Origin of the sequence: Acidovorax radicis N35 (assembly GCF_000204195.1) — a bacterium.
Taxonomy (GTDB): Bacteria; Pseudomonadota; Gammaproteobacteria; order Burkholderiales; family Burkholderiaceae_C; genus Acidovorax; species Acidovorax radicis.
This window is the reverse complement of sequence record NZ_AFBG01000018.1, coordinates 806,218-826,913: the sequence shown is the minus strand read 5'-3', so window position 1 is coordinate 826,913 and position 20,696 is coordinate 806,218. Positions and strand designations below refer to the sequence as shown.

Genomic DNA, 20,696 nt, shown 5'->3' with positions numbered 1-20,696 from the left:
GTTTGGGGGATGGGCTGCACAGGCCAAGGCGACAGAGCATGAGGGGCGCCATGCACCACCACTTGCAGCCTACGCCCCGCTGCGGATGACGTTAAGGGTGTGGGCAGGTGCAATGGGCAGCAAGCGGGTAAACCACGGGCCGTTGCAGCCCGGCCGGTGTTCTGCATAAGCCCAAGATCGATTGCTCACTATTTGATAGCTTCTGGCGCTTCTCCATCAAGCGCCAGAGCATATTTCAACCAAATTTTCGGCGTTTTACGGCATGCGCCCCGGCCTTCAAGGCGTGAAGGCACGCACGCACCGCGTCTGCAGGTTTTGGTTCTTGGGGATGGTCACCGGATTGCCGATGGAAAAATCATTGATCCATGCATCGGTCAGGGGCGAGGCCGAGCTCTCGGTGGAGCTCCAATAGAGGGCGTTGGCGAAGCCGCCTACCGCCACCCTGTTGGTATACAGCGCCGCGAGCTGGTTGCGGGCGGGCAGGAACCAGTCGTTGTAGCAGGTGTTGCCCGCCTGGCAGGGTGTATTCCCTTGCGAATCGACCTGGTAGGTGCTGCACAGTTGCGCGGCATAAACACCCGCACCCAGCGTCGCACCGACGGCGGCGGTGTTGCTGGCACCGTCGGTGTCGCTTTGCGCACCCGGCCCCACGGCCGTGCCGAAGCCACCCCACCCGATCCCGGTGTTGTTGTCTGCCGTGGCCGCAATCAGGTTGTTCAACCCGCCGTTGATCACCGCGATCACGCCGCCCCCGCTGCTTTGCCCCACAGCGGTGGCAAGGTAGGTATAGCCGTTGGTCAGCTGGGCGGCCCCGGCGGGGGTATTAACCACCACGTCCACCACACCCACCGCGTGTGCGGGTGTGACGGCTGTAATGGTGCTGGAGTTGATCACGTTGACCGACGTTGCTGGCACCCCGTCAAACGTGACGCTGGTGGCGCCGGTCAGCCCGGTACCGGTCAGCGTGACGCCAACCCCGCCCGATGCGGTGCCGGAGTTGGGGCCGATGGCGGTCAGTGTGCTCGGCACGACTGCAGTGAGATAGGTATAGCCGTTGACCAGCGAGGCGGCCCCGGCGGGGGTGGTGACCACCACGTCCACCACACCCACGGCGTGCGCAGGCGTGACGGCCGTGATGGTGGTGGCGTTGACCACGGTGACCGAGTTTGCAGGTACGCCGTCAAACGTCACGCCGGTGGCGCCCGTCAGCCCGGTTCCGGTCAGCGTCACCGCAGTCCCGCCCAGTTCGGTGCCGGAGCTGGGGCTGCTGCTGGTCAGAACGGCTGCGGTGAGGTAGGTGTAGCCACCAGCCAGCTGGGCGGCCCCGCCCGGGGTGATGACCACCACATTGACGGCACCGGCTGCGTGCGCTGGTGTGACGGCGGTGATGGTGGTGGCGTTGACCACGTTGACCGAGGTTGCAGGCACCCCGTCAAATGTGACGCTGGTGGCACCGGTGAACCCGGTGCCAGTCAGCGTGACGCCGACCCCGCCCGATGCGGTGCCGGAGCTGGGGCTGAGGGCGGTCAGCGTGGCGCCAGAGGCATAGAGGCTGCGGCAGATGGCCTCGACATCCACCCGGCAGGTGGCGCCGTTGGCCAGCATGGCCCCCACGCCGCAGGCGGGATGGGGCGATGGCGTGGGCGGCCCGGGGGGCAGCAAGGTGTTGGCCGGGTTGGTGGCAAAACACTGGGCCAGGTTGGGAGGGGCGATCGCTGCAATCCGCAGCGCAGCGCCTGAGTTATTGCTGAAGTCCGCAGGTTGGAAGCCCGTGAAGCCACCGGCCGTGATCGGGCTGACGGTGATGGGCAGGGTCTCGCCAGCAGGATGGGTGAACGCGCTGACAACCTGCGCCATCAGGCCCGACCCCTGCCCCGCCAGGCCCGCCACCGCAGCCACCAAAAGCAGCGATACCACACGCCGCACACCGTGGCTGCGGCGCAGCGACCACCACCCGGCCAGCGCAACCGCCACCAGCAAGGCGACCAGCGCCAGCGGGTTGTCCACCGGCACATTGGCCACGGCAGGGGCACCACTGGAGATCGTTTGGGCCGAGGCGGCAAAGGGCAGCGCGGCCACCAGCATTGCCAGCAGTGCCAACGGGCCAGTGCTTCCGGGTTTGGTGTTCATCAGTTGATGCCTCTGGGGTGGTTGGGGTGGTTGGGGTGGCGGCGAGATAGTTGCAAATTATCACAATCGCTGAAGCGGGGGCGGATGTGGCGCGTGGAGGTGGCCCGAAGCACCGCCCAAGCCATACAGCGCCTGGGCATGAAGCCCCATGCTGAACACGCTTGCAGCACGCTCCTAACCCGGTCTGGCTGGCATCATTGCGTCCCGACGCCGCCATTTGCCAGCCCATCCGCATCACCCCAGGGAGTTGCCCATGCCCAGCCACCATCCAGACGCCACCCTTGCCACCCAACGCCTGCTGCACGCCAGCCCAAGCCAGGTGTTTGCCGCCTTCCGGCAGCCAGAGCTGCTGGCACGCTGGTGGGGGCCGGCGGGGTTTACCAACACGTTCGAGCGGTTTGACTTTGCGCTGAGCGGGCGGTGGGTGTTTGTGATGCACGGCCCAGACGGCACGCACTACCCCAACGAGAACGTGTTCCGCGCCATCGAGCCCGACACGCGGATCGTGATCGAGCATGTGATGGCGCCGCTGTTCACGCTGACGGTGGAGCTGGCCCCCCACGGCGAACACCACACCCATATGGCCTGGGTACAGGAATTTGCCAGCGCTGAACTGGCGGCCAGGCTGCGCGAGCTGGTCATCCCCGCCAATGAGCAGAATCTGGACCGGCTGGAGGCGGTGCTGGCCACATTGACCGACAAGGAGACCCCATGAGCATCGCGAAAACCCCCGAAGGCCCGCCCGCATCGGCGCTGATCGACGAGCGCATCGCCAGCCTTCAGGACTGGCGCGGGCCCGCGCTGGGCCGCATGCGCCAGCTGATCCACGAGGCGGCGCCCGAGGTGGTGGAGGAGTGGAAGTGGAAAGGCACGCCCGTGTGGTCGCTGGGCGGCATTCTGTGCACGGGCGAGTCGTACAAAACGGCGGTGAAGCTGACCTTTCTGAAAGGTGCTTCGTTGCCAGACCCGGCAAAACTCTTCAACGCCAGCCTGGACGGCAACGCCCGGCGCGCCATTGATATCCACGAAGGGGACACCGTGGACGCGGAGGCCTTCAAGGCGCTGATCCGTGCAGCGGTGGCCTTGAATGCCGAGGGAGCCAAGGCCAAGGCAAAACCGGCGCGGGCGGCAGGGGCAGCCCATTAGTCAGGTCCGTTAGCCAGGCCCGAAAGGCCTGCGCGGAATGGCCTAGCTTGATTGCTACTTTTTAAATAGCAATAAAACTTTACCCATCAAGCGCCAGGGCCAATTTTTATCAAAATCTACTGACCCGAACCCGCTGCCCCCGCGCCGCTGCGGTAGCGCCACTCCACCTTCAGTGCCGTCGCCTCCCCCTGCGCCAGGGTGCGCAGCCCGGGCTGCCCGGGCTGGTGGAAAGCGTCGATGGGCTGGGTGATGGGTTCAAAACAGAAGGCGGAGCCCTGGGGCGGGCGGTAGATCAGGCAGTAGTGCCGGGCGGTGCCACCGTCTTGCGCAAAGTCGGGCATGTGGGCGGTCAGGCGCAGGCCGCGCTCGGGCCAGTCGATTTGCGCCGTGCCGCCCCAGCCCGTGTAGGCGTTGTCGATCAGGCCGCCATGGGCCGAAGCACCGGCATTCAGGTCCCAACCGGGGGGGAATTGCGGGGTCAGCTCCGTGGGCAACGGGTCGTTGCCGCACAGCCAGACGGCCTGCACCGGGGCCGTGATACGCGTGGCAGGCGTGCGCGGAAACCAGGGGTGCAGGCCCAGGCCGTAGGGCAGCGGCTCTGGCCCCAGGTGGCGCACCTGCACCGACTGGTCCAGGCCGCCATCCACCAGGCGGAAGGTCTGCACACATTCGTAGTCGTACGGGTTGCCGTCAAAGTGCTGCGAGCGCAAGGTCATCTGCAGCGTGTCGGCCGCTGGCTGGGTGATCTGCCAGGGCTGCAGCCAGCCGTCGCCATGGATGGGATAGGGCTCGCCCGCGCGGTTGGGCTGCATGGGGTGGAACTGCCCGGCGTGCTCAAACCCGCCGCCGCTGATGCGGTTGGACCAGGGCACCATGGCAAAGGACGCCATCTGGTACAGGTCCGGCGTCTTGCCGTCCCACAGCCGCCACAGGTCGATGCGGGCCTGCGAACCCTCCGGGTCGTCGATCTGCCAGGCCGCAACGCTGCCGCCCAGCGAGGGCACCAGGCCAAGATGCTGGCCGGCGTGGTGCAGCCAGACGATGGGGTGGGAGGCCTCGGTCATGGGTGGGCTTTCTGAAAAGGGTTGAAAAAAGGAATGGCAGGACGGGCGGGGGCTGTCCGGCACGCTGACGGGCCTGCAGGAACACAGGCAATGCCAGGTGCAGGGCTCTCAGCCGCCAAACGGATGGGCCGGCAGGCCCAGGCTGTCGGTGTCCACCGCAAACAGAGCGCCGGCCAGGGGCTCGGCAGCGAGCTGCTCGGGGGTGAGGCCCACCCGCGCCGAAGTGATGAACAGCGTGCGCAGGTCGGCGCCGCCAAAGGCGCAGGTGGTGACCTGGCTCACGGGCAAGGTCACACGGCCCAGCTCGGCGGCGGTGACGGGGTCGTGGCAGGTGACGCACCAGCCGCCCCAGTGCGCAATCCACACGCGGCCCTGGGCGTCGGTCGTCATGCCATCGGGCAAGCCGTCTTCGGGCAGCCAGTGTTTCCACAGCGTTTTGTTCGACACGGTGCCCGTGGCGGGGTCGCTGTCGTAGCGGTAGGTGTTGCCTTCGATGGTGGCGTTGAAATACATGGCCGTGCCCTGCCCCGTGCCAGACCAGGTGGGGCCGTTGGTCACAGCAAAACCGTCGTCGTGGCGCGTGCAGCGTCCATCGGGGTCGTAGCGGTAGAGCGCGCCGGTGGGGGCCTCGCAGGCAAAGTCCATGGAGCCCGCCCAGAAGCGGCCCTGCGCATCGCACTTGCCGTCGTTGAAGCGGTTGCCCAGGCGCTCGGGCTCGGGCTGGTGCAGGTAGCGGGGTACGGCATCGGTGGCTGGGTCGAACAGGGCAAAACCCCGGCGCAGGGTCACGATGAGGCCCGGTGCCTGGGCACGTTCGGCCAAGGCAGAGATTTCTTCGGCAAAGGTCCAGCGCTGCAGCGCGCCGCTGGCGGGGTCCCACCGGTGCAGGTGGCATGCAAGGATGTCCACCCAGTACAGGGCTTGTTCGCGCACAGACCACAGCAGGCCTTCGCCCAGTTCGCAGCCCAGCGCCTGCACACAGCGCACGGCCCCGGCCACGGGGGTAGCAAAGGCAGCGCCCGCAAGCGGTTGGAGGGGGTTATCCAGGTGGTGCACGCTTGTCTCCGGTAGTTTTTTTGCACTTGCCTGCTGCCAGGCACTTGACGGACGGCATCTTATCAACGCCAATTGATGCCTGTAATGAATATTTTTACCATCAATTGATATATATATTGATATGTCACATTCTTCCGACACGTATCTCCCCTCCTCTTCCTCCTCCAGCACCACCACGGCGGCAGGGTCGCAGGGCTTGTCGCGCTTTCCCAGCCTGCGCGGGCGCTCGGTGTTCATCACGGGCGGCGGCAGCGGCATTGGCGCCGCCATCGTGGCCGCGTTTGCAGAACAAGGCGCCCGCGTAGCCTTTGTGGACGTGGCCCGCGAGGCCAGCGAGGCCCTGGCGCAGCAACTGGCCGACGCCGGCATGGAGCGCCCCTGGTGGCGCACCTGCGATGTGCGCGATATCGGGGCACTGCAGGCCTGCATTGCCGAGGCCGCCGCCGAGCTGGGCGACTTTTCGGTGCTGGTGAACAACGTGGCCAGCGACGACCGCCACACGCTGGAATCCGTCACGCCCGCCTACTACGACGAGCGCATGGCCATCAACGAACGCCCGGCCTTCTTCGCCATCCAGTCCGTGGTGCCAGGCATGCGCAAGCTGGGCGGCGGCTCGGTGGTCAACCTGGGCTCCACCGGCTGGCAGGGCAAGGGCACGGGCTACCCCTGCTATGCGATCGCCAAGTCGTCGGTGAACGGCCTCACGCGCGGGCTGGCCAAGACGCTGGGGCAGGACCGCATCCGCATCAACACCGTGTCGCCCGGCTGGGTGATGACGGAGCGGCAGATCAAGCTGTGGCTCGATGCGAAGGGCGAGGAGGAGATTGCACGGAACCAGTGTTTGCCGGACAAACTGCGGCCGCATGATATTGCGCGCATGGTGCTGTTCTTGGCGTCGGACGATGGGGCAATGTGTACGGCGCAGGAGTTCAAGGTGGATGCGGGGTGGGTTTGAGTTTTTAGGTCTTTTTAGGCTCCAGCGCTTTTCTATCAAGCGCTGGCAGCTATGGTTTTTGCAGTTCCTGCGGGGCCCTCGTCCGTTCGACTGAGCTTGTCGGAGCCGGGGCACGCTCGTTCGCTGATCTGTGCGGCGTGCCTGGTTTGAGGGCGGAGGCCGGGGTGTGCGCCCGGCGGCGCAGTAACTTTTTCTTGGATCGCCAAGAGAAAGTCACCAAAGAGAAGGCGACCCTACACGCTGCGTCCCTTCGCTTCGCTACGGGCAACCTGCGGTGCTCAGTTTTGACGGGGTCTCGCTAAACTCGCGCCGCTTCGCGTCACTCAAACAGACGCGAGCCCTGATCCGCCAAAACCTCCGCTCCTCGGCGCATCCTGAAGGGAACCCACCGGGATCGGACATCCATTCGGGCCGTCGCTGCGCTCGGCCCCACCTCGCGGGCGCAAGCGCCACGCGCTGCGCAGGCGCGGCCGAGCGAAGCAAAGGCCCGTGCGGCTGTTCGGCTGTTGGATGTTCGGCTGTCCACCCCCTGCTGGCTGCGCCTGCGGCGGGGCGGTTGCGGGGTGGCACGCGCGTCGGAGCGCGCGTGCTTCGTGAACTGACTCGCCGCAGTTGTCCGAACGGAGCTGCAAAGCAGCGAAGTGAGTTCTGCGGCGCACCCCGCAACCGCCCCGACGCAGGTTGCCCCGCAGCGAAGCGAAGGGGTCGCAGACTGGGGGTCGCCTTTCTTTTGGGTACTTTTCTTTGGCGAAGCAAAGAACAAGTACCTCGCCCGCCGGGGCGAGACCCGGCTCCCGCCCTCCACACAAGCACACCACCAAACCAGCGCACAAGCACTGGCTTCGGCAGGCTCAGCCCGAACGGGTCCGCAAGAACAAAGGACTACAAAAACAATAGCTGCTAGCGCTTTGCCAGAAAGCGCCAGCAACCAATTCGATTCAAAAAATCAATCCCCCGCCTCCAGCCTCCGCCCGTACTGCACCAGACTCGTCTGCTTCAACGCCCTCATCATCACCTTGGCCGCAGGTGACAACAGCCTATCCGACCGCGTGATGATCCCGAACGCATCCATATGGCAAGGCATCTCCAGCGGCAACACCGTCACAAGGCCGTGCGCCGCGTAGTAGTGCGCCACATCCGCCCCCACCACTGCAATCATGTCGCTCTGCTGCAGCATGCGCGTGATGAACAACAGCGCCGATGTCTCCACCGTGTGCAGCGGCGGCGCCAGCCCATCCTGCTGGAACATCAGGTCGAACCGATGGCGCAGCACACTGCCGGCAGGCGGCACGATCCAGCCGGCTGAGACCACGTCGCGCAGCGTCAGCCCGCTCATGCTCGACAGCGGATGGCCGGGCCGGGTGATGGCGCAGACCAGCTCCTCCGTCAGCGGTTCGTAGCGCAGGTTGCCTTTGTCGTGCTCTTCATACAGGCGGCCCACCACGATGTCGAGCTTGCCCTGCTCCAGCCGCTCCAGCAGCACCGGGCTGGTTTCAATGTCGAGCGAGATGCGCAGGCTGGGGTGCTCCTGCTTGACCAGCGCCACGGCGGCGGGCAGCAGGCTCAGGCCCGGTGAGGTGATAGCGCCGATGCCCACCTGGCCGTAGTGGCCGGTCTTGAGCGCGCCGATCTCGTCGTGCGCCTGGTTCAGGCTGGCCAGGGCCATGCGGGCGTGGCGGATCATGGTTTCGCCATACCAAGTGGGCCGCATGCCGCGCGGCAGGCGCTCGAACAGCGGCACCTCCAGCACGTCCTCCAGGTCCTTGAGCAGCTTGGACGCAGCAGGCTGCGTCATGCTCAGCACCTGGGCGGCGCGGTGGATGTTGCCTTCCTCGGCCAGCGCCACCAGCAGCAGCAGTTGGCGCGTCTTGAGGCGGGCGCGGATGAACCAGTGGTTGTAGGTGCTCATGGATGGATGGGGTGGCGGAAGCGAAGGAGGGGTTTTCCAGAATGCGAAGAAAGATATCTATTTTGTCTAAAAAATGATTGGATTGATATCAAAATCCTCCATAGACTTCGCCGCAACAGCAACAAAGGCCTCTCTCCATGAAGCTCGGCGACCTCCAGCTCAGCCCCCGGCACCTGATCAACGGCCGGTGGGAAATCGGCACCACCACAGGCGTGAGCACCAACCCGTCGGACACCCGCGAAGTGGTGGCCGAATACGCCCGGGCGGACCGCAACCAGACCGAGCTGGCCGTGCGGGCTGCCGTGGATGCCCTGCCCACCTGGAGCCAAAGCACCCCGCAACGCCGTGCCGATGTGCTGGACCTGATCGGCAGCGAGCTGCTGGCCCGCAAGGACGAACTGGGCGCCCTGCTGGCCCGCGAAGAAGGCAAGACCCTGCCCGAGGCCGTGGCCGAGGTCGCCCGCAGCGGACAGATCTTCAAGTTCTTCGCAGGCGAGGCCCTGCGCATCCCGGGCGAACTGATGGCATCGGTGCGCCAGGGCGTGCAGGTGGACGTGACCCGCGAACCCGTGGGCGTGGTGGGCATCATCGCGCCGTGGAACTTCCCGTTTGCCATCCCGGCCTGGAAGATCGCCCCGGCGCTGGCCTACGGCAACACGGTGGTCTTCAAGCCCGCCGAGCTGGTACCCGCCTGTGGCTGGGCGCTGGCCGAGATCATCAGCCGCAGCGGCCTGCCCGCCGGCGCATTCAACCTCATCATGGGCAGCGGCCGCGAGGTGGGGCAGACGCTGGTGGACCACCCGCTGGTCAATGCGCTGAGCTTCACCGGGTCGGTTGCCACGGGCGACCGCATCCTGCGCGCCGCCAGTCAACGCCGCGCCAAGGTGCAGCTGGAGATGGGGGGCAAGAACCCACTCATCGTCCTGGCCGACGCCGACATGGACCAGGCCATCGACTGCGCACTGCAGGGCTCGTACTTCTCCACCGGCCAGCGCTGCACGGCGTCCAGCCGCCTGATTGTGGAATCCAGCGTGCACGACGCCTTTGTGGCCCGGCTGCGCCAGCGGCTGGTCAGCCTGAAGGTGGGCCACGCGCTGGAGCGTGGCACCGAAATGGGCCCGGTGGTGGACAGCAGCCAGCTGGAGCAGAACCTGGGTTACGTGGAGATCGCTCGCAATGAAGGCGCCGAGCATGTGTGGGGCGGCGAGCGCCTGGAGCGCGCCACACCCGGCCACTACATGAGCCCGGCGCTGTTCCTGGCCCGGCCCGAGCACCGCATCGCCCGCGAAGAAGTTTTTGGCCCGGTGGCCTGCGTGCTGCGCGCGGACGACTACGAACACGCGCTGGCCCTGGCCAACGACACGCCGTTTGGCCTGTGTGCAGGCATCTGCACCACGTCGCTCAAGCACGCCATGCACTTCAAGCGCCACGCCGTGGTGGGCATGACCATGGTGAACCTGCCCACGGCGGGTGTGGACTTCCACGTGCCCTTTGGCGGCCGCAAGGAGTCGAGCCATGGCCCGCGCGAACAGGGCCGCTACGCTGCCGAGTTCTACACCACCGTCAAGACAGGCTACATGCTGGCCTGAGCCCCAGCCTCTCCCCGGTCACCGATCCCGCAACCCATCGTCAACCAACCATTAAAGACAGGAGACAAGATGATGAAATTGAACCGCCGCACTGTTGCCGCAGCCCTTGCTTGCGCGCCCGTGGCCGCACTGCTCCCCGCAGCTGCATGGGCCCAAAAGCCCATCGTGCTGGGTTTCAGCCAGGTGGGGGCCGAGAGCGAGTGGCGCACCGCCAATACCGAGTCGATCAAGTCCGCCGCCAAGGAGGCCGGGATTGAGCTGAAATTCTCGGACGCCCAGCAAAAGCAGGAAAACCAGATCAAGGCCATCCGCTCCTTCATCGCCCAGAAGGTGGACGTGATTGCGTTCTCGCCCGTGGTCGAGTCCGGCTGGGAACCCGTGCTGCGCGAAGCCAAGGCCGCCAAGATCCCCGTGGTGCTGACCGACCGTGCGGTGAACACCAAGGACACCTCGCTGTACGTCACCTTCATGGGATCGGACTTTGTGGAAGAAGGCCGCAAGGCCGGCCGCTGGCTGGTCGAGAAGATGAAGGACCAAAAGGGCGAGGTCAACATCGTCGAACTGCAAGGCACCGTGGGCTCCGCCCCCGCCATCGACCGCAAGAAGGGCTTTGAAGAAGTCATCAAGGCCGACCCAAAGTTCAAGATCCTGCGCTCGCAGACCGGCGACTTCACGCGCGCCAAGGGCAAGGAAGTGATGGAAGCCTTCCTGAAGGCCGAGGGCAAGAAGATCAACGTGCTGTACGCGCACAACGACGACATGGCCATCGGTGCGATCCAGGCCATCGAAGAAGCCGGCCTCAAGCCCGCCAAGGACATCACCATCATCTCCATCGACGCGGTCAAGGGCGCCTTCGAAGCCATGATCGCCGGCAAGCTCAACGTGAGCGTGGAGTGCAGCCCCCTGCTGGGTCCGCAACTGATGAGCGCGGTCAAGGACATCAAGGCCGGCAAGGCGGTGCAAAAGCGCATCGTGACGGAAGAAGGCATCTTCCCGATGGAAGTGGCTGCCAAAGAGTTTCCGAACCGGAAGTACTAACAGCCATTGAGCGGCCAGCGCATGCAGAAGGAAAGCCCACTTCGCTGCCTGGCGGCTCTGGTTGGATGAGCGTCAGTTTCAAAAAAAGCCCTGGCGCGTGCAAGCGCAAAAACACAACAACACCTGGAGACACTTCAATGAAGCGTGCAATTTTCAAGACCGTGCTGGCCACTGTGGCCCTTTCCGCCATGGGCGCATCGCCCCTGCTACTGGCGCAGGACAAGGGCAGCATCGGCATCTCGATGCCCACCAAATCCTCGTCGCGCTGGATCGCCGACGGCGACAACATGGTCAAGGTGCTCAAGGAGCGCGGCTACAAGACCGATCTGCAGTACGCCGACGACGACATCCCGAACCAGCTCGCTCAGATCGAGAACATGATCACCAAGGGCGCCAAGGTGCTGGTGATTGCCTCCATCGATGGCACCACCCTCTCGCGCGTGCTGCAAAGCGCAGCCGACAAGGGCGTGAAGGTCATCGCGTATGACCGCCTGATTAAGGGCTCCAAGAACGTGGACTACTACGCCACGTTCGACAACTTCCAGGTGGGTGTGCTCCAGGCCACCTCCATCGTCGACAAGCTCGGCCTCAAGCAGGGCAAGGGTCCATTCAACATCGAACTCTTCGGCGGCTCGCCCGACGACAACAACGCCTTCTTCTTCTACGACGGCGCCATGAGCGTGCTGCAACCGTACATCGACAGCGGCAAGCTGGTGGTGCGCAGCAAGCAGACTGGCATGAACAAGGTGGGCACGCTGCGCTGGGATGGCTCGGTGGCCCAGGCGCGCATGGACAACCTGCTGTCGGCCTACTACGGCAAGGACAAGGTCCACGCGGTGCTGTCGCCGTATGACGGTCTGTCGATCGGCATCCTGTCATCCCTGAAGGGCGTCGGTTACTGCACGGCCCAGCAGCCCTGCCCCGTGGTCAGCGGCCAGGATGCCGAGGTGCCCTCGGTCAAGTCCATCTTGAAGGGTGAGCAGTACTCCACCGTGTTCAAGGACACGCGCGAGCTGGCCAAGGTCGCCGCCAACATGGTGGACGCCACCTTGTCGGGCAAGCAGCCCGAAATCAACGACACCAAGACCTACAACAACGGCGTGAAGGTGGTGCCCTCGTACCTGCTCAAGCCCGTGTCGGTGGATGCCTCCAACTGGAACTCCATCCTGGTGGGCAGCGGCTACTACAAGGAATCGCAGGTCAAGTAAGTAGGTAAGTAAGAAGCTCCAAGCCGCTCCCGAAGCGGCGTGGGACTGGCCGCCTGCAAGTGCACCCCACAGGCCTTGCAGGCGGCCGTGCAACAGATGCGACGATGGGCCCACGGCCCGCCAAGAGACTCCGAGACCATGCTTCTTGAAATGCGGAATATCCGCAAAACATTCCCTGGTGTGGTGGCACTGAACCAAGTGAACCTGCGCGTGAAGGCGGGTGAAATCCACGCCATCGTCGGCGAGAACGGCGCTGGCAAGTCCACGCTGATGAAGGTGCTCTCCGGCGTATACCCGCACGGCAGCTACAGCGGCGAGATTGTCTATGACGGCGAAGAACGCCAGTTCGGCGGCATCCGCGACAGCGAACACCTGGGCGTGATCATCATCCACCAGGAGCTGGCCCTGGTGCCCCTGCTCTCCATCGCAGAAAACATCTTCCTGGGCAACGAGACCGCGCAGTACGGCGTCATCGACTGGATGGCGGCGCACAGCAAAACGCAAGCACTGCTGCACAAGGTGGGCCTGCGCGAATCGCCCGAAACACTGATCACCCACCTGGGCGTGGGCAAGCAGCAACTGGTGGAGATCGCCAAGGCGCTGTCACGCCAGGTGCGCCTGTTGATCCTGGACGAACCCACCGCGAGCCTGAACGAAAACGACAGCCAGGCACTGCTGGATTTGCTGCTGGAGCTCAAGGCCCAGGGAATCACCTGCATCCTGATCTCGCACAAGCTCAACGAGATCTCGCGCGTGGCGGACTCCATCACCGTGCTGCGCGACGGCAGCACCGTCGAGACGATGGACTGCCGCGCAGCGCCCGTGAGCGAAGACCGCGTGATCAAGGCCATGGTCGGCCGCGAGATGGCCGACCGCTACCCCCCGCGCGAGCCGTGCATCGGCGAGACGGTGTTTGAGGTGCGCGACTGGAACGCATACCACCCGCAGCGCCCCGAGCGCGCCTTTATCAAAAACATCAACCTGCAGGTCCGCAAAGGCGAGATCGTGGGCATTGCCGGGCTGATGGGCGCAGGCCGCACCGAGCTGGCCATGAGCATCTTTGGCCGCTCCTGGGGCGAGCGCATCGGTGGGCAGGTGCTGCTGCACGGCCGCCCCATCGACGTGGGTACGGTAGAGAAGGCCGTGGCCCATGGCCTGGCCTACGTGACTGAAGACCGCAAGGGCAACGGGTTGGTGCTGAGCGAAGACATCCAGTTCAACGTGTCGCTGGCCAACCTGGGTGGCGTCTCCACGGCCGCCGTGATCGACAGCGGCCGCGAGCACCGCGTGGCGCAGGACTACCGCGAGAAGCTGCGCATCCGCTGCTCGGGCGTGGACCAGAAAACGCTGAACCTATCAGGTGGCAACCAGCAAAAAGTGGTGCTGAGCAAATGGCTCTTTACCAACCCCGAAGTGCTGATCCTCGACGAGCCCACGCGCGGAATTGACGTGGGCGCCAAGTACGAGATCTACACCCTCATCGCCCAGCTGGCGGCCGAGGGCAAGTGCGTGATCGTGATCTCTTCAGAAATGCCCGAGCTGCTGGGCATCACCGACCGCCTGTACGTGATGAACGAAGGCCGCTTTGTCGCCGAGATGCCCACCGCCGAGGCAACGCAGGAAAAGATCATGCGCGTCATAGTAAATGCCCCCCCTGAGGCGCTTCGCGCCATCCCCCCCAAGGGGGACGCAGCCCGTGCGGCGGGGCGGCCCTTGCACGGCGGCCCTGGTCTGGGCAGCGCCAGTGTGGACGCATCGAACAGCAACCAGCGCAACGCATAACAAACATGAGCCAGATGACCAATCCCTCCCCCACGGCCTCGGCCGCGCCTGCAATGGGTGCACCGGCCAACCCCACCCGTTCGCTGCTAGACCACGCCAAGCACAATCTGCGCGAGTACGGCATGTTGATCACGCTGGTCGCCATCATGGGCTTCTTCCAGTACATGACGGACGGCACGCTGATGCAGCCGCTCAACCTCACCAACCTGGTGCTGCAAAACAGCTACATCGTCATCATGGCGCTGGGCATGCTGCTCGTGATCGTGGCCGGGCACATCGACCTGTCGGTGGGGTCCGTGTGCGGCTTCATCGGCGCGCTGGCGGCCGTGCTGATGGTGCAGTACCAGTGGCACTTTGTGCCCGCCACGCTGGCCTGCCTGGTGTGCGGCGGCCTCATTGGCGCAGTGCAGGGGTGGTTTGTGGCGTTCTCGCGGATTCCTTCGTTCATCGTCACGCTGGCCGGCATGCTGGTCTTCAAGGGCCTGGCGCTGGCGCTGCTGGCCGGGCAATCGGTCGGCCCCTTCCCAGAGGCGTTTCAGATGCTGAGCTCGGGCTTTATGCCCGACCTGTTCAGTGTGGAGGGCGTCAAGCTCACGTCGCTGCTGCTGGGCGTGGCCGTGGCCGCAGCGCTGGTGGTGGCAGGCATCCGGGCCCGGTCCAACCGGCTGCGCCACGGTGTGCACGTGGAGCCCACCGCCTTCTTCGTGGCGCGCAACGCAGTATTTGCAGCGCTGCTCATCTACTTCAGCTATCTGCTCGCTTCGTACAAGGGCCTACCCAACGTGCTCATCGTGATGGCGCTGCTGATCGTGCTGTTCGACTTCATCACCAGCCGCACCACCATCGGCCGGCGCATCTACGCCATGGGCGGCAACGAAAAGGCGGCCAAGCTCTCGGGCATCAAGACCGAACGACTGTCGTTCTATGCCTTCGTCAACATGGGCGTGTTGGCCGCGCTGGCAGGCTTGGTGTTTGCAGCGCGCCTGAACACCGCCACGCCCAAGGCGGGCCTGGGCTTCGAGCTCGATGTCATCGCGGCCTGCTTCATCGGCGGCGCCTCGGCCTCGGGCGGTGTGGGCAAGGTGATGGGTGCTGTCATCGGCGCCTTTGTGATGGGCGTGATGAACAACGGCATGTCGATCCTGGGCATCGGCATCGACTACCAGCAAGTCATCAAGGGCGTGGTGCTGCTGGCTGCCGTGCTGGTCGACGTTTACAACAAGAACAAAGCCTGATCCCATGGACGCGGCCACCGCTCACACCCCTGCCCCCGTGCTCGAACTCGCGGGCATTCACAAGCAGTTTGCGGGCATCCCCGTGCTGCGCGATGTGCAGCTGCGCCTGTACCCCGGCGAGATCCATGCGCTGATGGGGCAGAACGGCGCGGGCAAGTCCACGCTCATCAAGGTGCTCACGGGTGTGATCAAGCCCAGCGGCGGCCAGATGCAACTGGGCGGCGAGCCGGTGTGGCCCGATTCGCCCCTGGCCGCGCAGCGCCTGGGCATCAGCACCGTGTACCAGGAGGTCAACCTCTGCCCCAACCTCTCGGTGGCCGAGAACATCTTTGCAGGCCGCTATCCGCGTTGCGGCATCGCGCAGGGATTCCGCATCGACTGGGCTCAGATGCACCAGCGCTCGCGCGAGCTGGTGGAGCGCATCGGCCTGTCCATTGATGTGACGCGCCTGCTGTCGGACTACCCCGTGGCCGTGCAGCAGCTGGTGGCCATTGCCCGCGCACTCAGCATTGAAGCGCGCGTGCTGATCCTGGACGAGCCCACCTCCAGCCTGGACGACGACGAGGTGCAAAAACTCTTCGAGGTGCTGCGCCGGCTGCGTGGCGAGGGCCTGTCCATCGTGTTCGTGACGCACTTTTTGAACCAGGTGTATGCCGTGTCGGACCGCATCACCGTGCTGCGCAACGGCAGCTGGGTGGGCGAATGGCCTGTCAAAGACCTGGGGCCCCAAGCCTTGATCGCCGCCATGCTGGGCCGCGACCTGGCCGCACAGGCCGCGCAGACATCGCCGCCGCCGCCGGCGAACGCGTCGGATACCGCGCTGCTGCAAACCGAAGGCCTGGGGCAGGCCGGACAGTTGCAACCGCTGGACCTACAGATCCGAGCAGGCGAAGTCGTTGGACTCGCAGGCCTGCTGGGCGCGGGCCGCACCGAACTGGCGCGCCTGCTCTTCGGGCTAGAGCAGCCTGACCGCGGCATGCTGCGCATCGACGGCAAAGCCGTGAGTTTCTCCAACCCCATGGATGCGATTCGCCAGGGCCTGGCCCTGTGCCCCGAAGAGCGCAAGACCGACGGCATCGTGGCCGAACTGTCGGTGCGCGAGAACATTGCGCTGGCGCTGCAGGCCCGCATGGGCGTGGGCAAGTTCCTGTCACGCGCCGAACAGACGGCCATTGCCGACCGCTACGTGCAGCTGCTGGGCATCAAGACCGCCAGCGTGGACACCCCCATCGGCCTGCTGTCGGGCGGCAACCAGCAAAAGGCCATCCTCGCGCGCTGGATGGCCATCGAGCCGCGCCTCTTGATCCTGGACGAGCCCACCCGGGGCATCGACGTGGCGGCCAAGCAGGAAATCATGGAGCAGATCCTGCGACTGGCCCAGGCCGGCATGGCCGTGCTGTTCATCTCATCCGAGATGAGCGAGGTGGTGCGCGTATCCCACCGCATCGTCGTGCTGCGCGACCGCCGCAAGGTCGGCGAGCTGCCCGCCGGCAGCACCGAAGACGCCGTCTACGAACTGATCGCCGCTGAACAACATGCTTGAAATAGAGAACACCCCCCTGAGCCGCTTCGCGTCTTCCCCCCGCTCTCGCATCGCTATGCGCTGCGGGCAGGGGGACGCAGCCAGCGCGGCGGGGCGGCCCTTGCGCGGCCGCCCTGGCCTAGGCCGCGCCAGTGTCGTGCGCTACGCCATGAATGACTTGTATGTCTGACGAACGCAATACCCCTTCCCCTTTTGCAGCGCTGATGCGCCACCGCCTGGCGTGGCCCATCATCACGCTGCTGCTCCTGCTGGCCGTCAACACGGCCTTCAACGCCAGCTTCTTGCACATCGAATGGCGCGACGGGCACCTGTACGGCAGCCTGATCGACATCCTCAACCGCGCGGCGCCGCTGGTGCTGGTGTCGCTGGGCATGACGATGGTGATCGCCACGCGCGGCATCGACATCTCGGTGGGTGCGGTGGTGGCCATTGCCGCCGCCGTGGCGGCCTGGATGATCGGCGGCTCGGTGTCGGGCACCGAGAGCCGCTTTCCGCTGCCCGTGGCCATCCTGGGCGCCCTTGGTGTGGCCTTGCTCTGCGGGTTGTGGAACGGCGTGCTGGTGGCGCGCGTGGGCATGCAGCCCATCATTGCCACGCTGATCCTCATGGTGGCGGGCCGGGGCATCGCCCAGCTGATCACCGACGGGCAGATCATCACCATCTACTACACGCCCTACTTCTTCATCGGCGGCGGGTACCTGGCAGGGCTGCCGTTCTCGCTGTTCATCGTGGCGGCGGTGTTTGCCGTGCTGTACCTGGCCGTCACGCGCACGGCGCTGGGCCTGTTCGTGCAGGCGGTGGGCATCAACCCCACGGCGGCGCGGGTGGCGGGCGTGCAGGCGGGCCGGCTTACCGTAGCGGCCTATGTTTTCTGCGGCGTGTGCGCGGGCATCGCGGGTCTGTTGATCAGCTCCAACGTGAAAAGCGCCGACGGCAACAACGCCGGCCAGCTGCTGGAGCTTGACGCCATCCTGGCCGTGACACTGGGCGGCACCGCCCTGACCGGCGGGCGATTCAGCCTAGTCGGCAGCGTGATCGGTGCGCTCATCATCCAGACGCTGACGTACGCCATCTATTCGCTGGGCGTACCGCCCGAGGTCAACCTGGTGGTCAAGGCGGTGGTGGTGTTCATCGTGATGCTGCTGCAGTCGCCAGAGTTCCGCGCGCAGATTGGCGCCATCGCGCGCCGCCCGGGCGCAGGAGCCGTGTCATGAGCGCCGTGCCCAAGACTTCTTTCGGTGCTGCCGCCGAGGTGGCGCCTCAGCCAGGCGCAGCGCGCGCCCGGTGGAACCCCAAGTACCTGCCGCTCGCCGCCACCATTTCGCTCTTTGTGGCCATGGCCACGCTGGGCTCGGTGATGTACACCGGTTTCTTCTCGGCCCAGGTGTTCCTCAACCTGCTGATTGACAACGCCTTCCTCATCATCGTGGCGGTGGGCATGACGTTTGTCATCCTGTCGGGTGGCATCGACCTGTCGGTGGGCTCGGTGGTGGCGCTGACCACCATGGTGCTCGCCGCGCTGGTGGAGCACAAAGGCTGGAGCCCGCTGGTGGCCGTGCCGGTCGTGCTGCTGATGGGCACGCTGTTCGGCGCGTTCATGGGCGTCCTGATCGAGCGCTTCAAGCTGCAGCCCTTCATCGTGACGCTGGCCGGCATGTTCCTTGCACGCGGGCTGTGCTACCTCATCAGCATCGACTCGATCAGCATCACCAACGAAGCGTATTCCGAGCTGTCGCAATGGCGGCTGGAGTTGTGGGAAGGCGCTTCGCTGTCCCTCGGCGCGCTGATCGCCACCGCGGTGCTGTTGGCCGCCCTGTTCATCGCGCACTGCACGCCGTTTGGCCGCGCGGTGTATGCCGTGGGCGGCAGCGAGAACTCCGCCGTGCTCATGGGCCTGCCCGTGCGCGCCACGGTCATCGGCGTGTACACGCTCTCGGGCTTTTGCTCTGCCCTGGCGGGCGTGGTGTTTACGTTCTACATGCTCTCGGGCTACGGCCTGCACGCCGTGGGCATGGAGCTCGACGCCATCGCCGCCGTGGTGATCGGCGGCACGTTGCTCACGGGCGGCGTGGGCTATGTGGCCGGCACGCTGTTTGGCGTGCTCATGCTCGGAATCATCCAGACCCTGATCTCGTTCGACGGAACGCTCAGCTCGTGGTGGACGCGCATCGTCGTCGGCGTGCTGCTGTTTGTTTTCTGCCTGCTGCAGCGCCTGCTCACGCGCCGCGCCGCCAAGCGGTCCTGACCTTCTTTCCATCATCTCTCTGACCCGCAATCACAATGACCACCACCCCGCGCAAACTCCGCTCCACTGCCTGGTTCGGCACGGCCGACAAGAACGGCTTCATGTACCGCAGCTGGATGAAGAACCAGGGCATCCCCGACCATGAGTTCGACGGCCGCCCCATCATCGGCATCTGCAACACCTGGTCCGAGCTCACGCCCTGCAACGCCCACTTTCGCAAGATCGCCGAGCATGTGAAGCGCGGCATCTACGAGGCGGGCGGCTTTCCGGTCGAGTTCCCGGTGTTCTCCAACGGCGAATCCAACCTGCGCCCCACGGCCATGCTCACGCGCAACCTGGCCAGCATGGATGTGGAAGAAGCCATTCGCGGCAACCCCATCGATGCGGTGGTGCTGCTGGTGGGCTGCGACAAGACCACGCCCGCGCTGCTGATGGGCGCGGCCAGCTGCGACGTGCCCGCCATCGTGGTCACCGGCGGCCCCATGCTCAACGGCAAGCTCGAAGGCAAGAACATCGGTTCGGGCACGGCCGTGTGGCAGCTGCACGAATCGCTGAAGGCCGGCGAAATCAACGAGCACCAGTTCTTCGCGGCCGAAGCGGGCATGTCCCGCTCCGCCGGCACGTGCAACACCATGGGCACGGCCAGCACCATGGCCTGCATGGCCGAGTCGCTGGGCACCTCGCTGCCGCACAACGCGGCCATACCGGCGGTGGACTCGCGCCGCTATGTGCTGGCCCACATGTCGGGCAAACGCATTGTGGAGATGGCGCACGAAGGCCTGACGCTGTCCAAGATCCTGACCCGCGAAGCTTTCGAGAACGCCATCCGCACCAACGCCGCCATCGGCGGCTCGACCAACGCGGTCATCCACCTCAAGGCGATTGCCGGACGCATGGGCGTGCAGCTCGACCTGGAAGACTGGACGCGAGTGGGCCGCGGCACGCCCACGTTGGTGGACCTGCAACCCTCGGGCCGTTTCCTGATGGAAGAGTTCTACTACGCTGGCGGTTTGCCTGCCGTGCTCCGCCGACTGGGCGAGAACAACCTGCTGCCCCACCCCAACGCACTGACCGTCAACGGCAAGACGCTGTGGGACAACGTGCGCGAGGCGCCCCAGTACAACGACGAGGTGATCCGCACGATCGACAACCCGCTGATCGCAGACGGCGGCATCTGCATCCTGCGCGGCAACCTGTCGCCGCGTGGCGCGGTGCTGAAACCCTCCGCCGCATCGCCCGAGCTGCTCAAGCACCGGGGCCGCGCTGTGGTGTTCGAGAACCTGGAGCACTACAAGGAGCGCATCGTCGATGAGAACCTGGACATCGACGCCAGCTGCGTGATGGTGATGAAGAACTGCGGCCCCAAGGGCTACCCCGGCATGGCCGAGGTGGGCAACATGGGCCTGCCCCCCAAGCTGCTGCGCCAGGGCGTGAAGGACATGGTGCGCATCTCCGACGCGCGCATGAGCGGTACCGCCTACGGCACCGTCGTGCTGCACGTGGCGCCCGAGGCCGCTGACGGTGGCCCGCTGGCCGCCGTGCGAGATGGTGACTTCATCGAGCTCGACTGCGAACAAGGTCGCCTGCACCTCGACATCAGCGACGAAGAGCTGGCCGCTCGCCTGGATGCGCTGTCCACCACCGACCAGGGTGGCCGCGGTGGTTACCAGCGCCTGTATGTAGACCATGTGCTGCAGGCGGACGAGGGCTGCGACTTCGACTTTCTGGTGGGCTGCCGCGGCTCGGCCGTGCCGCGCCATTCGCACTGATCACGCCCCCTTGAAACAAGAACAAGG

Annotated in this window: 16 protein-coding genes; 12 read left to right on the top strand and 4 right to left on the bottom strand. The window is 65.4% G+C overall.

Annotated features, from left to right (window positions below):
• Positions 1-276: 276 nt before the first annotated feature.
• Complete coding sequence (locus tag ARADN35_RS26935) at positions 277-2,130, bottom strand: midcut-by-XrtH protein (RefSeq protein ID WP_010461408.1); 1,854 nt, start codon at positions 2,128-2,130, stop codon at positions 277-279.
• A gap of 253 nt (positions 2,131-2,383) precedes the next feature.
• On the opposite strand from ARADN35_RS26935, the gene ARADN35_RS0109475 reads away from it, so the two are divergent.
• Both ARADN35_RS0109475 and ARADN35_RS0109470 read left to right on the top strand, forming a co-directional pair.
• The gene (locus ARADN35_RS0109475; RefSeq protein ID WP_010461406.1) at positions 2,384-2,845 is read left to right on the top strand and encodes an SRPBCC domain-containing protein; all 462 of its coding nucleotides are present in this window, start codon (positions 2,384-2,386) and stop codon (positions 2,843-2,845) included.
• Positions 2,842-3,276 (top strand): DUF1801 domain-containing protein, encoded by a 435-nt coding sequence (locus ARADN35_RS0109470; RefSeq protein WP_010461404.1) that lies wholly within the window; start codon positions 2,842-2,844, stop codon positions 3,274-3,276. Before ARADN35_RS0109475 ends, ARADN35_RS0109470 begins: the two co-directional genes overlap by 4 nt.
• A gap of 116 nt (positions 3,277-3,392) precedes the next feature.
• Here ARADN35_RS0109470 and ARADN35_RS0109465 read toward each other — a convergent pair whose 3' ends face one another.
• Positions 3,393-4,340, bottom strand: a complete 948-nt coding sequence (locus tag ARADN35_RS0109465; protein ID WP_010461402.1) for an aldose 1-epimerase — start codon at positions 4,338-4,340, stop codon at positions 3,393-3,395.
• Between the two features lie 108 nt (positions 4,341-4,448).
• Positions 4,449-5,396, bottom strand: coding sequence for an SMP-30/gluconolactonase/LRE family protein (locus ARADN35_RS0109460; RefSeq protein WP_010461400.1), 948 nt, complete (start codon positions 5,394-5,396; stop codon positions 4,449-4,451).
• Positions 5,397-5,517: 121 nt separating this feature from the next.
• Here ARADN35_RS0109460 and ARADN35_RS0109455 point away from each other — a divergent pair, with 121 nt between their 5' ends.
• Positions 5,518-6,351 (top strand): SDR family NAD(P)-dependent oxidoreductase, encoded by an 834-nt coding sequence (locus ARADN35_RS0109455; protein WP_050812472.1) that lies wholly within the window; start codon positions 5,518-5,520, stop codon positions 6,349-6,351.
• Between the two features lie 946 nt (positions 6,352-7,297).
• Here the strand turns inward: ARADN35_RS0109455 and ARADN35_RS0109450 are convergent.
• Positions 7,298-8,260 (bottom strand): LysR family transcriptional regulator, encoded by a 963-nt coding sequence (locus tag ARADN35_RS0109450; protein ID WP_010461396.1) that lies wholly within the window; start codon positions 8,258-8,260, stop codon positions 7,298-7,300.
• 137 nt (positions 8,261-8,397) lie between these two features.
• On the opposite strand from ARADN35_RS0109450, the gene ARADN35_RS0109445 reads away from it, so the two are divergent.
• The 9 genes from ARADN35_RS0109445 (at position 8,398) to ARADN35_RS0109405 (ending at position 20,669) form a co-directional block, all read left to right on the top strand.
• Positions 8,398-9,849, top strand: coding sequence for an aldehyde dehydrogenase family protein (locus tag ARADN35_RS0109445; RefSeq protein ID WP_010461394.1), 1,452 nt, complete (start codon positions 8,398-8,400; stop codon positions 9,847-9,849).
• 72 nt (positions 9,850-9,921) lie between these two features.
• Positions 9,922-10,887: an ABC transporter substrate-binding protein gene (locus tag ARADN35_RS0109440; RefSeq protein WP_010461392.1), complete on the top strand. Its 966-nt coding sequence runs from the start codon at positions 9,922-9,924 to the stop codon at positions 10,885-10,887.
• Between the two features lie 137 nt (positions 10,888-11,024).
• Positions 11,025-12,095, top strand: a complete 1,071-nt coding sequence (chvE, locus tag ARADN35_RS0109435) for a multiple monosaccharide ABC transporter substrate-binding protein (protein ID WP_010461390.1) — start codon at positions 11,025-11,027, stop codon at positions 12,093-12,095.
• A gap of 138 nt (positions 12,096-12,233) precedes the next feature.
• Positions 12,234-13,877: a multiple monosaccharide ABC transporter ATP-binding protein gene (mmsA, locus tag ARADN35_RS0109430; RefSeq protein WP_010461388.1), complete on the top strand. Its 1,644-nt coding sequence runs from the start codon at positions 12,234-12,236 to the stop codon at positions 13,875-13,877.
• Positions 13,878-13,882: 5 nt separating this feature from the next.
• Positions 13,883-15,112: a multiple monosaccharide ABC transporter permease gene (gene mmsB / locus ARADN35_RS0109425; RefSeq protein ID WP_010461386.1), complete on the top strand. Its 1,230-nt coding sequence runs from the start codon at positions 13,883-13,885 to the stop codon at positions 15,110-15,112.
• Between the two features lie 4 nt (positions 15,113-15,116).
• A complete protein-coding gene (locus ARADN35_RS0109420) occupies positions 15,117-16,655 on the top strand; it encodes a sugar ABC transporter ATP-binding protein (RefSeq protein ID WP_010461384.1) in 1,539 nt (512 codons plus the stop codon).
• A gap of 161 nt (positions 16,656-16,816) precedes the next feature.
• Positions 16,817-17,869 (top strand): ABC transporter permease, encoded by a 1,053-nt coding sequence (locus ARADN35_RS0109415; protein WP_010461382.1) that lies wholly within the window; start codon positions 16,817-16,819, stop codon positions 17,867-17,869.
• Positions 17,866-18,900, top strand: a complete 1,035-nt coding sequence (yjfF, locus tag ARADN35_RS0109410; RefSeq protein ID WP_010461380.1) for a galactofuranose ABC transporter, permease protein YjfF — start codon at positions 17,866-17,868, stop codon at positions 18,898-18,900. Before ARADN35_RS0109415 ends, yjfF begins: the two co-directional genes overlap by 4 nt.
• A gap of 35 nt (positions 18,901-18,935) precedes the next feature.
• A complete protein-coding gene (locus ARADN35_RS0109405; RefSeq protein ID WP_010461378.1) occupies positions 18,936-20,669 on the top strand; it encodes an IlvD/Edd family dehydratase in 1,734 nt (577 codons plus the stop codon).
• The last annotated feature ends 27 nt before the right edge of the window (positions 20,670-20,696 follow it).